The organism is Streptomyces sp. NPDC005963 (assembly GCF_040638655.1).
Taxonomy (GTDB): Bacteria; Actinomycetota; Actinomycetes; order Streptomycetales; family Streptomycetaceae; genus Streptomyces.
Genome location: NZ_JBEXVD010000005.1, coordinates 213696 through 228594, shown reverse-complemented (window position 1 = coordinate 228594; position 14899 = coordinate 213696). Strand labels below are relative to the sequence as shown.

General features: G+C 69.2%; 12 protein-coding genes. 10 read left to right on the top strand and 2 right to left on the bottom strand.

The window, feature by feature from the left end; genetic code table 11:
• The first annotated feature begins 82 nt into the window (after window positions 1-82).
• From ABZ348_RS10565 to ABZ348_RS10555, 3 genes are all read left to right on the top strand, one after another.
• Entirely contained in the window at window positions 83-904 is an 822-nt protein-coding gene (locus tag ABZ348_RS10565; protein ID WP_358931388.1) for a glycerophosphodiester phosphodiesterase, read from the top strand.
• 81 nt (window positions 905-985) lie between these two features.
• The gene (locus ABZ348_RS10560; protein WP_358931386.1) at window positions 986-1585 is read left to right on the top strand and encodes an ATP-binding protein; all 600 of its coding nucleotides are present in this window, start codon (window positions 986-988) and stop codon (window positions 1583-1585) included.
• 659 nt (window positions 1586-2244) lie between these two features.
• The gene (locus ABZ348_RS10555) at window positions 2245-3237 is read left to right on the top strand and encodes a DUF5926 family protein (protein ID WP_358931384.1); all 993 of its coding nucleotides are present in this window, start codon (window positions 2245-2247) and stop codon (window positions 3235-3237) included.
• An 862-nt stretch (window positions 3238-4099) separates the two neighbouring features.
• On the opposite strand, the gene ABZ348_RS10550 is transcribed toward ABZ348_RS10555, so the two are convergent.
• The gene (locus ABZ348_RS10550) at window positions 4100-4801 is read right to left on the bottom strand and encodes a bifunctional DNA primase/polymerase (protein WP_358931382.1); all 702 of its coding nucleotides are present in this window, start codon (window positions 4799-4801) and stop codon (window positions 4100-4102) included.
• A 796-nt stretch (window positions 4802-5597) separates the two neighbouring features.
• On the opposite strand from ABZ348_RS10550, the gene ABZ348_RS10545 reads away from it, so the two are divergent.
• The gene (locus ABZ348_RS10545) at window positions 5598-7295 is read left to right on the top strand and encodes a PP2C family protein-serine/threonine phosphatase (RefSeq protein ID WP_358931380.1); all 1698 of its coding nucleotides are present in this window, start codon (window positions 5598-5600) and stop codon (window positions 7293-7295) included.
• A 171-nt stretch (window positions 7296-7466) separates the two neighbouring features.
• Window positions 7467-8924: an aminopeptidase P family protein gene (locus ABZ348_RS10540; protein WP_358931378.1), complete on the top strand. Its 1458-nt coding sequence runs from the start codon at window positions 7467-7469 to the stop codon at window positions 8922-8924.
• A gap of 246 nt (window positions 8925-9170) precedes the next feature.
• Here ABZ348_RS10540 and ABZ348_RS10535 read toward each other — a convergent pair whose 3' ends face one another.
• The gene (locus ABZ348_RS10535) at window positions 9171-9632 is read right to left on the bottom strand and encodes an ATP-binding protein (RefSeq protein ID WP_358931377.1); all 462 of its coding nucleotides are present in this window, start codon (window positions 9630-9632) and stop codon (window positions 9171-9173) included.
• A gap of 218 nt (window positions 9633-9850) precedes the next feature.
• Here ABZ348_RS10535 and ABZ348_RS10530 point away from each other — a divergent pair, with 218 nt between their 5' ends.
• From ABZ348_RS10530 to ABZ348_RS10510, 5 genes are all read left to right on the top strand, one after another.
• On the top strand, window positions 9851-10663 hold the full coding sequence (locus ABZ348_RS10530; protein ID WP_358931376.1) for a hypothetical protein: 813 nt from the start codon (window positions 9851-9853) through the stop codon (window positions 10661-10663).
• A 93-nt stretch (window positions 10664-10756) separates the two neighbouring features.
• Window positions 10757-11590, top strand: coding sequence for a YcnI family protein (locus ABZ348_RS10525; RefSeq protein WP_358931374.1), 834 nt, complete (start codon window positions 10757-10759; stop codon window positions 11588-11590).
• A gap of 34 nt (window positions 11591-11624) precedes the next feature.
• A complete protein-coding gene (locus ABZ348_RS10520) occupies window positions 11625-12287 on the top strand; it encodes an SCO family protein (RefSeq protein ID WP_358931372.1) in 663 nt (220 codons plus the stop codon).
• A 116-nt stretch (window positions 12288-12403) separates the two neighbouring features.
• Window positions 12404-12808 carry a copper chaperone PCu(A)C gene (locus tag ABZ348_RS10515; protein ID WP_358931635.1) on the top strand — a complete coding sequence of 135 codons (405 nt, stop codon included), beginning with the start codon at window positions 12404-12406 and terminating at the stop codon, window positions 12806-12808.
• Window positions 12809-12831: 23 nt separating this feature from the next.
• Complete coding sequence (locus tag ABZ348_RS10510) at window positions 12832-14898, top strand: copper resistance protein CopC (RefSeq protein ID WP_358931370.1); 2067 nt, start codon at window positions 12832-12834, stop codon at window positions 14896-14898.
• Window position 14899: the final 1 nt, after the last annotated feature.

The following is a 14899-nucleotide window of genomic DNA, read 5'->3' as shown; positions in this document are numbered from 1 at the left end:
TCGGCAAGCCCCGGAGACGAACTGCCGGAGACGAGCACCGGAGACGGGCCCCTGCACACGCCTGCCCGTTCTCGATGACACCATGACCCGGGTGACTCAAGCACGGCAGCACCACATTCAGGTCGTCGCTCACCGAGGAGCGTCCGAAGACGCCCCGGAGCACACACTTGCCGCCTACATGAAGGCCATCGACGACGGCGCCGACGCACTCGAATGCGATGTCCGCCTGACTGCCGACGGCCATCTGGTCTGCGTCCACGACCGCCGCGTCAATCGCACGTCCAACGGTCGTGGCGCCGTCTCCGCGCTGGAGCTCGCCGACCTCGCCACCCTTGACTTCGGTACCTGGAAGGGCCGCGAGGACTCCGTGGAGAGTCCCGACTGGGGCGATCCGTCCCTCACCTCGGTGCTCACGCTGGAGCGGCTGCTCGAACTGGTCGCCGACTCCGGGCGGCGGGTCGAGTTGGCGATCGAGACCAAGCACCCGACCCGTTGGGCGGGCCAGGTGGAGGAGAAGCTGCTCCAGTTGCTCGGCCGGTTCGGTCTTGCCGGGCCGACGGCCCCCGAGGATTCGCCCGTACGCATCATGAGCTTCTCCGCCCGTTCGCTGCACCGGATCGCGGCGGCGGCGCCGACGATCCCGACGGTCTATCTGATGCAGTTCGTCAGCCCCCGGCTGCGCGACGGCCGGCTCCCCGCAGGGGCGCGGATCGCGGGTCCGAGCATTCGGATCCTGCGCGGCAATCCCGGCTATCTGGAGCGACTGCACCAGGCGGGCCACCGTGCCCACGTGTGGACCGTGAACGAGCCGGAGGACGTCGAGCTCTGCGCCAGACTCGGAGTCGAAGCGATCATCACCAATCGCCCCCGGCAGGTGCTGAGCCAACTCGGCCGAGCAAGCTGACACCTGTCACCAGAGGCAGCAGCTGCCACTTGCATCACAGGGAGTGCACCGGCGCGTTCGGTCCGTACACACCCACCGAGAGTGCGCCACAGGCCCGCCTCAGACCGGTTTCCGGTCCAGTCCAATGGGGCATCCACACGGTGGCGTGGGGCAAAGGAGGTCTCGGGGGTGGCGTTGGTGGTGGCACAAGAAGTGCCCACGTCGTCGAGCATGGCCGTACCCCATGGCCCTGCGGGCGTGGGGGAAGCACGGCACCGGATGCGGGAGCAGTTGCGCCGCGGCGGAGTGCCGGAATCGGTCGTCGACGACGCGATTCTGATTCTTTCCGAGTTGCTCAGCAACGCCTGCCGACACGGCAGGCCGCTGGGACATGCGGAGGTGGGTGACGGAAGCATTCGCGCCGCGTGGCGCTTCGACAGGACCGGCGGACTGACGGTCGAGGTGACGGACGGAGGCGGTCCCACCCGACCCGTTCCCGCCACGCCCTCGGTCACCGCCAGGGGTGGTCGTGGGCTCAACATCATCAGTGCCCTGGCTCAGGAGTGGGGCGTACGCGACAGCTCGTCGGGCGAAGTCACCGTATGGGTGGTCGTCACTAAGGGTCACAGCCATGATGATTTTGCTACGCGCGTCACTGGGCCCGGATTCAACTTCTCGGAGGTCTATGACGATCTCAGCTGATGGGCGGGGTGCAAGGGACCGTGCACCAGATCGTGCTCCCGATTTTTGACATAGACCCTTGGCATATGCGGCAACGCGGTACGGAAGTGCTCCCCGCGTTCCCGCCGTCGGCCAGACACGGGCAAGCGAGTAAGGGCGGTCAGCCGACGGCCGCTGTGCGAACGCCATCCCTCGACCAAGGGTGACGGAGAGCGACGAAAACCGGCTGGGCCGGGCTTTCCCAAGCCGGGGCAATGGGCGAATCACCCAGACGTTCGCCTCCGGTGCCATGGCTTCGCGCCCGTCGAATTATCCAAGAACCTTTCTCTTATTCTTTGTTTATTCCGTCTGGGCATTCTTGTTATTTCCGTCCGTGCACCGGTCACACCCGGGTATTCGAACCCGGGTGGCCAGGCTGTGGCGAGCCACCCGACGGCCGTCTCCCGGGCGCTCTCGCCACGGGGACCGTGCGGGAGGCGTACGCCACCGAGGCAACAGCCGGCTCGTCCCCTGCGTTCTCGCGAATCCGCCCGGCGGTCTTTAGGACCGGATCGCCCGGACCGCGGCCGGACCGCGGCCGGACCGCGTGCGACCGGGCAGCCGATTGCCGTCGTCGGAGCGGCGGGCGACTAGGCTCGCGCAAACACAGCACCTCCGCCGCTATCGGGAGAAGCCGCACCATGGCCAAGAAGCGCCCTCAGACCAAGGCATCGAAGCCCCAGCCCCATCCGGGCCGCGGCGGCAACGAGCCCGTGCCCGTGGTCGGAGCACGTGAGCCCTGCCCCTGCGGATCGGGGCGCCGCTACAAGGCGTGCCACGGTCGCGCCGCAGCCCACGCCGTCACCGAGTTGGTCCAGCGCCCCTTCGACGGCCTCCCCGGCGAATGCGACTGGGTCGCCCTGCGCGAACTGGTGCCCGCCGCGACGGTCGAACTCACGCTCAAGGGCGGACTGCCCGACGGAGTGCCCTCCGTGACCCTGGCGACCGTACTGCCCATGGCCTGGCCCGCCCTGCGTCGCGACGACGGTTCCGTGTTGCTGGGGCTCCAGAACGACACGGCGAGCGGCGATCTCAGCCGCGACCTGGCGGACACCCTCGACCGTGCCTTGACGACCGAGCCGGGCAACCCCGTCGGCCCCGCGGCCAGGGCCACCGCCCAGGGCGAGGGTCCGCGGCTCCAGGACCTCCTCGATCTGGACGCGCCCTTCGAGCCGAAGGTCCACTCCGGCTTCGAGTTCTGGGTGCCGCAGTCGTCGGAGGAGTCCGCCCCCGAGGTGGCCGCCTCTCTGGAACGGGCCAACGCCGCCGCCATCCCCACCGTCAAACTCGACAGCGTGGACGCGGCGTACTGGTGCGAGACGCCGGAGAAGAACCATCTGCGCTGGGTCATGCCGCACCCCGAGGAGAAGTTGCTCGACTCGCTCGCCCGGCTGTACGCGGCCGGCGACGCCTCGCTCGGCGAGGGCACCCGACTCGTCGGGTCGTTCCGCGCCCACGGGCTGGTGGTCCCGGTGTGGGACCTGCCGACCACGATGAGCGCCGAGGAGTGCGAGAAGCCCGCGGCCGAGTTCGCCGAGCGGCTGGCGAAGGCCCTCGCCCAGGACGTGCCCCTGTCACCCGCGGAGCGTCGGGCCCGCAGCGGTCTCACCAACCGTCAGGTCACTTTGAGTTGAGTCCCGGTGCCACGGCGCTGCACGGAACCGAGCAGCGCCCGTCGGGACCGCATCCGGCTCGACACCCGTCCGCATCACCCCTCCGGGCGAGAGGCACGGCGGGAGTCCGGGCGGCAGCCATGGCGGGAAACTGCGTTCAGAACAGACGCTTTAGGGTGCTGATCCTGCCTCGTCAAGAGGCAGAACAAGGGTAGTGACTCCAGTCACAACTCCCGCTATCGCGTACTGAATCATTGTCCGAATACCCGAGATCGAATTTGCGAACAGCAGATCTCTTGTTACCGTTCTATAAGCCCGGTCGCTGGTGCATCCCCCGTCGCCAGCGACCGGGCGTCTGTCTTTCCACGGAGGGATCACCTCCAGTGACAGTGCGTCAGCAAACGTCAACTCCCTTGCCGCGCAAGGGAGTTGTCTTCGTACCGTCCACTCCGTCTGATGTCAGTGCCAACGGTAGTGCCATGCACTTCACAACGGATCAAAAGTGCATGGCACTACCGTTGGCACTACCACCGGAATGCTTCCCGAGGTTCTGTCGAGCCGCTGCTCAGCGCCCGTCTCACGTGCCTCGATGATCTGTGCGGTATGCCGTCCGGGTGACGTTCCACCCCGTTGCGGAACTCAAATTCCGGCTCAGGGCATTGCGGTGGGGCGGACGGACCCGGCGGCTGCGGCCCCTACTCGGCGGGGCCGGTGACGTACGTCGGATGCCTGCCGGCCCCAGGCGGAGCGCCGGATCGATGTCGCCATCCCGCACAACGCACTGGCGGCCGTACAACTGGGGCACCCGTCCCCTTCCCCAGCGTCGCACCGCCAGTGCCGAACTCAACGACGGCGGTGCGAGGGTCACGCGGGGCGGACGGGGTCAGTAAGCGAGACGGCTGCCGCCGTCGGGTGCGCTGGTGCTCGCTTCCACCAGGGCGTCCACCACGGCCTCCACCGGGGGCAGCCAGGGTGTGGCCGAACCGGCCAGCGGTGCCCGCTCCCAACGGACCTGGCCCAGCCCGGTCTCCGAAGGAGGCAGGACGAGATAGCCGCCCTCGCCGTGGAACCGCAACGAGCTCGGTACGCAGTCCTTTGCGTAGAGGAGCTCACCGAGCTCTTCCAGGCTGTAGGGCGCGACCAACAGTGACCATCGCGTGGGGGTGGCGACCACCGGTCCCAGGCGTCGGTCCATGCGATCGAGCACCGAGAGCGCACGAGCCCCGGCCACGGCCGGCAGGCTCACCGCACAGGGTGCGTTCTTGCCGGTGGCGAGGATGAGGGGGGCGGTGGGACGGTTCGTCCACCACCAACGGACCATCCGCTCGTCCGTCGTCGCTGCGAGCAGTCCGGGCTCGAAGGGGTGTGCGCCGGGGACGACGCACTCGGGGTCAGGGCAGCCGCAGCCGGAGCCACGGACGTCACCGCCACCGCGAACGGCGGCAGTCTTCGGTCCCACGCCGGGGAGTACGGGCCATTGCCACTCGGTGGCGCAGGTGAGCGCCGCCTCCAGCTGTGCCGGCTGTACAGGTCCCCTCTTGCGCCGAAACCGGAGCCTGCGTCGCCTTCCGAGGATCTCGCGCATGAGCGCTCGTTCCTTTCCGTTGAACGCCGAGGTAAACATCAGACCATGTGTGCAGCTTCACCGTGCGTACACATGTCTATTGGGTGTACGAAGAAGAACTGGTCGGCGTATCACCGCCCTCTGCCGATGTGGCACGGGCCACCCCCGCTTCGCCTGCGACAGGATCGCCGCCGGGGGCCGAACGTGGGCTGTGCTCCGTTGAACGCGCGGCCGAGCACGGCGCGCGCCTGGCGCTTGCTGTCAGCGCCTGCCGTTCTGTCCCGTTATAACGGATCAGCCCCACCACTGTGGGGATCTGCCGTGGAGTCCTGGCGCGGCCTACGCCGGTAAAGACGCCTGAGCCGGTCGCAAGGTTCCGGGGCGGTGCCAACTGCCCCTGGCCATCACCGTTTACGTACCCACCACGTTTGGTATGACGCTTCCGCCGATGCACCCTTCGGGGCTTCCACCCCGGAGTGATCCATCGAGGGGATCCACTGCCGAACGCCCTCAGTCGACCTCAATTGACCTCCATCAGGTGCATTTTTCGGCCAAGTTCAAGAATTGTTCAAGGAACGTTCAAGGTCCCCCAGACACCATCAATCCCACTGGTGCAATGCTGGACATTCCCTTACTCGTACGTGTACATGTGGACACATGGGTAGCGGCCCAGAATCACCTGGGGGTTTGCGATGCTATTGAGCAAAATGCACCAGTCAAAAAGTCGACTGCCATGAGTACCCCTCACGTGCCGAAAGTGGCTGGAATCGACTCAGTACTTTCTTCTTCCCCGCACAATCCGGCGGCACTTTCGGGAATGCCTGCGGTTCCCGCCCCCCTCGAAGAACCCTCCGGCGCATGGCCGGAAGGCTGTTCCGGTACGGAGGGCCCTCACGGTGCGGAGTGCGCTTCCGGTGCGGAGTGCGACTCCACCGCCGACGCGGAACGCCGTGGAGCGGAAGGCGACCCGAGCACGGGCGCCCCCCGAGAGGCCGCACCCGATACGGCCGTCCGGGACCGGCTCAACGGTCGCGTGGCGGATCTGACCGCCCTGTACGGACTGATCGAGCGGCTGGCCGGAACCGACACGCTCGACGCCGCACTCGAAGAACTGCTGGAAGCCGGTGCGGCCCTGGTCCGAGCCCGCCGCGGCATGGTGGTCCTCGAACCGCCGGCGACAGCGGTCGGCCCCGGAACCGGCTCCCCGGACCGAACGTGCCGCTCCGGCCCCGGCCTCGATCCGCAGCGCCGTCCCGGCCGGATCAAGGGACTCGGGCTCAGCCATGCCGAACTCGGTCACATCCAGACGGTTCCATACGCCACCACCACCTACGGGGCGATGCTCGCGCCCCGCGACGGCCACGATCCGAACCCACGGACTCGGGCGAAGCCGGAGCAGCAGCAGGATCAGGAACAGGAGCGGCGGGAAGCACGAACGGCCGACGCGAACGCCCCGGAGGTGCGATCCGTCCCCGAGCCGGATCGTGATCGGGTCGACCCATGGCCGCTGGACACACCGGGCGGACCACCGGACGGGCTGCCTTCCCCGGTCTGCCACTCCGACGTCCTCAACGACACCTCGCTCGATCCACGGCTGCGCGAGGTCGCGGCCCATCTCGGCTATGCCGCCAGCTATGCCCAGCCCCTGGCGTCGGCCGCGGCCGGAACCCTCGGCACGACCGTCTGGCTGTACGACGAGCCCACCGCCCCGCAGGAGCGCCAGCGCCGCCTGATCGACCTCTATCTGCGTTTCGCCACGACGCATCTGTCCCGGCTGTTGGAGTTGGAGGCGGCGCGCGAGACGGTGGCGACCATCGCACGTGAGCTCCTGCCCAGCAGACTGCCCCGACTGCCGGGGGTCACGCTGGCCGCCCGCCACCGCACGGGCCCGCTCGGGGGTGGCGACTGGTACGACGCGCTGCCGTTGCCGGAAGGTGCGCTGGGGCTCGCCGTCGGCTCCGTGAGCGGCTCGGGACCGAGCGCGCTGGCCGCGATGGGGAGGCTGCGGGCCTCCTTGCGGGCGTACGCCGTGATGGAGGGCGAGGACCCCGTCGCCGTGCTCTCCGACCTTGAGCTGCTGCTCCGGCTGACCGAACCGGCCCGTACGGCGACCGCGCTCTTCGCCTACGCCGAACCCGCGGCGAAGAAGATGGTGCTCGCGGGCGCGGGGCACACGCCACCGCTGGTGATCGGCGAGCGGCGGACGGAGTTCGTGGAGACCTCGTTGTCCGCGCCGCTCGGGATGCTCGCCTGCTGGGAGGCGCCGAGCGTGGAGATCTCGCCCGCGCCGGGAGAAACGGTGCTCCTCTACACCGACGGTCTGCTGCGGTGCACCGGGGACTCCGTGGACCGGGCCTTCGCCCGGTTGCACACGGCGGCTGCGGGCGTCCCGAAGGCGGCTCGGGGCAACCCGGACGCCATCGCCGACCACATGCTGCGGGAACTCCTTCCAGAAGGTCTCGACCAGGCATCGAGTGAGGAGGACATCGTGCTGCTCGCGGTGTGTTTCGACTGATCCTCGCCAATTTTGTCGGCTGATTCCGGTATCGCTGTTTTCGACGGTGGGGCGTGATTTCCTCCGCCAGCTGGCCCTGCCCGTTTTGGGGTGCTTCTCACATGACCCCGGGCCGTCTTCACGTCCCACATACGATGGACTCCGGTCCAGTGTTGTATCGAGGAGGCAGACGTGGCCGAGGAGCTCACCCCGAGTACCCCGGAAGAAGAAGAGCAGACGATCAAGCCGCGTAAGAACGGCCTGTATCCGGGCGTGACCGACGAGCTGGCGGCGAACATGGCCGGCGGCTGGGCGGACACCGAGCAGAGCGATCTGAAGCCCATAGCTCAGGCCGCGCACACGGCCGCCCGCCGTACCGCGCTGTCGCAGCGCTTCCCGGGTGAGCGGCTGGTGATCCCTTCGGGTCAGCTGAAGACGCGTTCCAACGACACGGAGTACCCCTTCCGTGCCTCGACGGAGTACGCCTACCTCACCGGCGATCAGACCGAGGACGGCGTGCTGGTCTTCGAGCCCACCGCCGACGGCCATCAGGTGACGATCTACCTGCTGCCGCGCTCCAACCGGGAGAACGGCGAGTTCTGGCTGTCCGGCCAGGGCGAGCTGTGGGTCGGCCGCCGACACTCCCTGGCGGAAGCCGAGCAGCTGCTCGGGCTGCCCGCCAAGGACGTGCGGGAGCTGGTGGACAAGCTGCGCGAGGCCACCGGTCCGGTGCGTGCCGTACGAGGGCACGACTCGGGCATCGAAGCCGCGCTCGCCGACAAGGTCACCGCCGAGCGCGACGAGGAACTGCGCGTCTACCTCTCCGAGGCCCGTGCCGTGAAGGACGCCTTCGAGATCGGCGAGCTCCAGAAGGCGTGCGACTCCACGGCCCGCGGCTTCGAGGATGTGGTGAGGGTCCTCGACAAGGCCCAGGCCACCAGTGAGCGGTATATCGAAGGAACGTTCTTCCTGAGGGCCCGCGTCGAGGGCAACGACGTCGGCTACGGCTCGATCTGCGCCTCGGGCCCGCACGCCACCACGCTGCACTGGGTCCGCAACGACGGCCCGGTCCGCTCCGGCGATCTGCTGCTGCTCGACGCCGGCGTGGAGACCACCACCCTCTACACCGCCGACGTCACCCGGACCCTGCCCGTCAACGGCCGGTACACCGAGCTCCAGCGGAAGATCTACGACGCGGTGTACGACGCCCAGGAGGCCGGCATCGCAGCGGTGCAGCCGGGCGCCAAGTACCGCGACTTCCACGACGCGTCCCAGCGGGTGCTCGCCGAGCGGCTCGTCGAGTGGGGTCTGGTCGAGGGCCCGGTGGAGCGGGTGCTCGAACTCGGTCTCCAGCGCCGTTGGACGCTGCACGGCACCGGTCACATGCTCGGCATGGACGTCCACGACTGCGCTGCCGCGCGGAACGAGGCGTACGTCGACGGGACGCTGGAGCCGGGCATGTGCCTGACCGTGGAGCCCGGGCTCTACTTCCAGGCGGACGATCTGACCGTGCCCGAGGAGTACCGCGGGATCGGGGTCCGGATCGAGGACGACATCCTGGTCACCGAGGACGGCAACAGGAACCTCTCGGCCGCGCTGCCGCGTCAGGCCGACGAGGTCGAGGCATGGATGGCATCGCTCACTGCGTAGTTGTTTCACTGCGCAGGCGCTCACCGCGCGGGCGCTCGCTAGGAAGCGCTCGCTACGCGGTCGAGCAGCCCGGTCCGGACGTGCTGGCAGGGGTTGGTGCGTACAGACCGTGCACAAGGGCCGTGCACAAGGGCCGTCCATGAGGACTGTGTATGAGGACTGTGCACAAGGGCGAGTCGAGTGGCGGCACCGACTCGGCGTCGCAGCCTGAGGGCGCGCTACCGGGGCTTCGGGGACCGAAGGGTCTCAGGAGACCTTGAGCAGCGCGCCCTCACGCCATTTGAGGACCTTGTCGAAGCTGACCACGGCACCACGGCCGGGCCTGTTGCCGAAGTGGACGTGATCGGCGAGCTGCTCGATCAGACACAGCCCCCGACCGCTCTCGGCCGTCGTGGGCGCCTGGGTGCGCGCCCGGATCCTGGTCCTGCCCTGACGGGCCGGAAAACCGGGGCCCGAGTCGGCCACTTCGATACGACACTTCTCGCCGTCCAGATAGGCGGTGACCCGATACGCCCCGGGAGTCTCTCCGGGACCGGGGCCACCTCCGTGCTCGACGGCGTTCGCACACGCCTCGCTGAGCGCGACGGAGAGGTCGAACGAGATGTCGGGGTCGACTCCCGCGGTCTCCATCGTGCCGAGCAACAGGCGCCGTGCGAGCGGGATGCTCGCGGCTTCGCGCCGCAAGTGGAGTGACCACCAGATGCTCATGCTCCAGCCTCCTGGCTGCGGCTCGACATACCGTTACGTATTGCCCCTGTAGGGGGTCCGTAAGCACCGGGCGGATGTGATTGCGCTCATTCGGCCGACGCGCGCCGCCGTGGGCGGGGTGTAGGAGACCCCCGTCACCGGGACGTTCACACCGGCGAAGGGGACGTTCCGGACCTGCCTCACCACGGCCGCGTACCCAGTGGGATGATGGGCCGGCCATGTCGTCCCCGAGGCCGCTGCCGCCCGTGCCGCTCCTGTCCGGCGTCCCTGCCGGAACGGGTCCGCGGTTGCTGCGTGCTGCGGTGTTCACCGCGGTCTGCGTGGTGTTGGCAGCGACGGGACACGCGCTCGCATCGGGCGCGACGGTCCCCGGATGGACGGTCGCAGTCGGTTTCGCCGGGGTGTTCGGCCTGGTCATGCCGTTCACGGGCCGTGTGCGCTCGCTGCCGTCGATCGCCGGCGCACTCGGTGGCGGCCAACTCGCCCTGCATCTCCTCTTCGGCGTCGGCCAGCACCGGCTGAGTCTGGCGCCGACCGCGGACGACGTCTTCGTCAAGATGGCCGCGAAGCTGGTGTGCGGGGCCGGCGGTGCCTCCCTCAGCCCCACCGACGCCCATCGGATCGTCACCGACGCGGGACTCGCCCCGCCATCGCACGGCTCCGGCTCCCATGTGGTGGAGAACACAGTCATCCAGCCGGCGTTGCTGCCGTCGCTCGCCATGCTGCTCGGCCATCTGCTGGCCGCACTGGTGACCGGTTGGCTGCTGCGGCACGGAGATCTGGCGCTGGGCCGGCTGGGCCGGTTGTCGTCGGAGGCGGCTTCGGAGATGGCCCGGGTGGCGCGGCTGTGTCCGCTCCGGGCGGCGCTCGCCGTCGTCCGGGCCCTGTGCGCCGGTCTCGTACGCGAGCAGGGCCCCTCGGTGCGCAGACCGCGGACCGTGGACGCCCCTCCCGCCGATCTCACAGCAGAAACGCTCCAGCACACGGTGATCAGGCGTGGGCCGCCAGCGCGGCTCGTCCTCGCAGCCTGACGCGGCCCACTCGACGGGAGTGGAGCCGTGGTGTTCGCGCATGCGCATGCGCCGGCACGCCTTCGTTCTCCTCATCCTGTGGAGCGTTTCGCCATGAGCCTTTCCCGCCGTACGTCCTCTTCCGCCACCGCGTCCCGCCGCACGTCCGTCGGCACCTCGCGTGCCGTCACGGTCCTGGCCGGTGCCGCCGCCACCTCCGTACTGCTGCTCTCGGGCACCGCGTTCGCCCATGTGTCGGTCCAGCCGCAGGGCGAGGCCGCCAAGGGCGGTTACGCGACCGTCAACTTCAAGGTCCCCAACGAGCGCGACACCGCCTCCACCGTGAAGCTTGAGGTCAACCTGCCGACCGAGCACCCCTTGGCCTCGGTGCTGCCGCAGCCCGTACCGGGCTGGACCGTCCAGGTGACCAAGGCCAAGCTGGCCAAGCCGCTTGAGGTGCACGGGAACAAGATCACCGAGGCGGTGTCCAAGATCACCTGGACCGCGGCCGGCGGCAAGATCGGCCCCGGTCAGTTCCAGCAGTTCCCCGTCTCCCTGGGCCAGCTGCCCGAGAACGCCGACCAGATCGTCTTCAAGGCGCTCCAGACCTACGACAACAAGGAGGTCGTGCGCTGGATCGAAGTGCCGCAGGAAGGCAAGGAGGCCGCACTGCCCGCCCCCGTACTCGAACTCTCCGCGGCTGAGGAAGGCCACCACGGCGGTGCCGCGGGCGACGACACCAAGAGCGCCGAGACCGACAAGGCCGCCAACGACAAGAACGCCGAGGACGCGCACCACGACAAGGATTCGACGGCGGGTGCCAAGGGCGGGGCAGCATCGGGTGATGACTCCGATGGCACCGCTCGCGTCCTCGCGGTCATCGGCATCGTCGTCGGCGTTGCCGGAGTCGCCTTCGGTGTCCTCGCGGGCCGCCGTCGCGCCTCCTGACACACCCGTACACCACCTCTGGGACACCTCTCTCATGCGCAAGAAGACTGCACTGGCAGCCACGGTCGTCGTGGCCGCCCTCACCCTGTCCGCCTGTGGCGGGGACTCCGACGAGAAGCCCACGTCGAAGTCCTCCGTGGCCGAGGTCTCGGCCCAACAGGACACCAAGCCGGGAACCGTGCTGCACCGTCCGTTCACCAAGCCCGACCTGGTGCTCACGGACACGAAGGGGCAGAAGTTCGATCTGCGGGAACGGACCAAGGGCAAGCCGACGATGATCTTCTTCGGCTACACCAACTGCCCGGACGTCTGCCCGTTGACGATGAGCAACATCGCCATCGCGAAGAAGCAGCTCCCGAAGGCCGACCAGGACAAGCTCCAGGTCGTCTTCGTCACCACGGACCCCGAGCGGGACACCCCCGCCTCACTGGGGAAGTGGCTGCCGAGCGCGGGCGACCCGTCGTTCATCGGGCTCAGCGGCGACTTCGCGACGATCCAGGCGGGCGCGCGCCAAATGGGCATCGGCATCACGCCGGCGACGAAGGAGAAGGACGGTTCGGTCCTCTCGATGCACGGCGCCCAGGTCATCGCGTTCTCACCGAAGACCGACGAGGGCTATGTGCTGTACGGCGAGGACACCAGCTCCGACGAGTACGCCAAGGACCTGCCCAAGCTCGTACGCGGTGAGAACCCGTGAACGACACGGGAGATGTGAGGGAGCAGCCAGCGGTGGGGCGGCGCCCGGGTCGCGGAAACACCCGGGCGCCACACGGGCTCAGGGTCGTCGCGGGGGCGCTCGCCCTCGGGGCGGCCGTGGCCCTGACCGGGTGCTCCAGCGAGCCCGAGGAGCCGAAGCTCAAGGTCGACGGGGCCTTCATGCCGCAGCCGGTCAACGGCACCATGGCCGCCGGCTTCCTGACCGTGCACAACAGCGGTTCGGCGGCCGACGAGCTCACCGCCGTGACCAGTGCCCTCTCCGACAACGTGACGATCCACGAGTCGAAGGGGCAGCGGATGCGGCAGATGCGATCCGTCGCCGTACCGGCCAACGGCGAGCTCAATCTGGAGCGCGGCGGCAGCCACATCATGTTCATGCAGCTCAAGGAGCAGCCCAAGAAGGGCCAGTCCGTGGCGGTCGAGCTGCACTTCGAGAGGTCCGACCCGATCACGGTCGAACTCCCGGTCAAGGAACCCACGTACAACCCGGCGAAGCACTGAGTACCGAGGGGACTGACTAAGCCATGACAGCCACCGCCCCGCTCCTCGGAGCGCTCCCGATCGGGCGCAGGACAGGGGCCACCGACCCGGTGGCCCGGCGCCCGCTGCACCGGAGGGTTCTCGCCGCAGCCGTGCTGCTCGGCACGGTCTTCGGCCTGCTGCTCTTCGGCGCTGCCCCGGCATCGGCGCACGCCGCGCTCACCGGGAGCAATCCGCAGGACGGGGCGGTGGTCGCCACCGCCCCCCAGGAGGTGAAACTCACCTTCTCCGAACAGATCGCCATGGGCAAGGACTCGATCCGCGTCCTGGAACCCAGCGGGAAGCGCGCTGACCGTGCGGCGGTGCGCGACCTCTCCGCCGGCGGGACGGTCGCCTACGGCGTCGAACTCCTCCCCGATCTCCCGCAAGGCACCTACACGGTGGCCTGGCGGGCCGTTTCGGCGGACAGCCACCCCATCTCGGGGGCCTTCACCTTCTCCATCGGGACCCCCTCCTCCACGGAGGTCTCGCTCCCGTCGCAGGAGCCGGGCACGGGAGTGGTCGGCGTCCTCTACGACATCGCCCGCTACGCCGCGTACACCGGCTTCGTCCTGATGGTCGGCGGCGCCTCGTTCATCCTGCTGTGCTGGCAGCGCGGTGCCGGCGTCCGGCCGGTGCAGCGGCTGATCACCCACGGCTGGGTGACGCTGACCGCCTCCACGCTGGCCATGCTGCTGTTGCGCTCCCCGTACACCGGCTCGGGGAAGCTCGCGGACGCCTTCGAGCTGAGCGGGCTGAGGGAGGTGCTGGAGTCCAAGACGGGCGCCGCGCTCGTCTCGCGGCTGCTGCTGCTCGGGGCGGCTGCGCTGTTCATCGCGGTCCTCTTCGGGTCGTACGCCCGACGGGACGCGGCAGCGGACGGCACCCCCGACGGCGGTGACGACGACGGACCGGGTGTCGAGCGCAAGGACCTGGCCTTCGGACTCGCCGTCGGCGGCACGGTCGTCGCCATCGGGATCGCCGCCACCTGGGCCCTGTCCGAACACGCGTCGACCGGGATCCAGCCGGGCATCGCCATGCCCGTCGACGTGGTGCACCTCCTGGCCGTCGCCACCTGGCTCGGCGGGCTCGCGGCCCTGCTGACCACGCTGTACCGGGGCCCCTCGATCGAGGAACCGGCGGTACGGAAGTTCTCCCGGGTGGCCTTCCTCAGTGTCGTCGCCCTCGCGGCGACCGGGCTGTACCAGTCCTGGCGGCAGGTCGGCTCCTGGTCGGCGCTGACGGGCACGTCGTACGGGCGGTTGCTGCTGGTGAAGGTGGCGCTGGTGGTCGCGATGGTCGGCGTCGCCTGGCTGTCCCGGCGCTGGACCCAGCAGCTGGGACAGCGGACCGCATCCGAGGACGCACGGGACACGGCAGAAGAACCAGAAGGACCAGAAGAATCAGAGGAGCCGGCAGAAGCCGGGACGGAGACCGCGACGGTCGGTGTCTCCGCGGCGGCCGAAGGGGCGGGCGCCGGAGCACCGGCCGACCCGGTACGGGCCGCCCAGTTGGCCCGCCAGCGAGCCGCGGTGGCGAGCGCCGGCCGGAAGAAGGCCCGGGACGCCGACCCGATCAGGTCGGGGCTGCGGCGATCGGTGCTCGTGGAAGCGGGCATCGCCGTCGTACTCCTCGCGGTGACGACAGTGCTCACCACGACCGAGCCGGGGCGCACCCAGGAGGAGGCCGCGCAGTCGACCGGCAGCTCCGCCGCGGGTGCTGCGGCGCAGGGGCCCGCCGAGCTCAAGATCCCGTTCGACACCGGTGGGACGAACGGCAAGGGCACCCTTCGACTCACCCTCGATCCGGCTCGTCCGGGCGCCAACACCCTGCACCTGTGGATCGACGACACCCGGGGCGCACCGCTGGACGCGCCCGAGGTCTCCGTCTCCTTCACCCTCCAGGACAAGCAGATCGGGCCGCTGCCGACCACCCCGCAGCGGCTGGCCGCGGGACACTGGACGGCACCGTCGGTGCAGATCCCGATGCCCGGCGACTGGCAGGTCCAGGTGACAGTGCGCACCTCGGACTTCGACCAGGTGACCGTCGACGAGAACGTGAAGATCGGCTGAG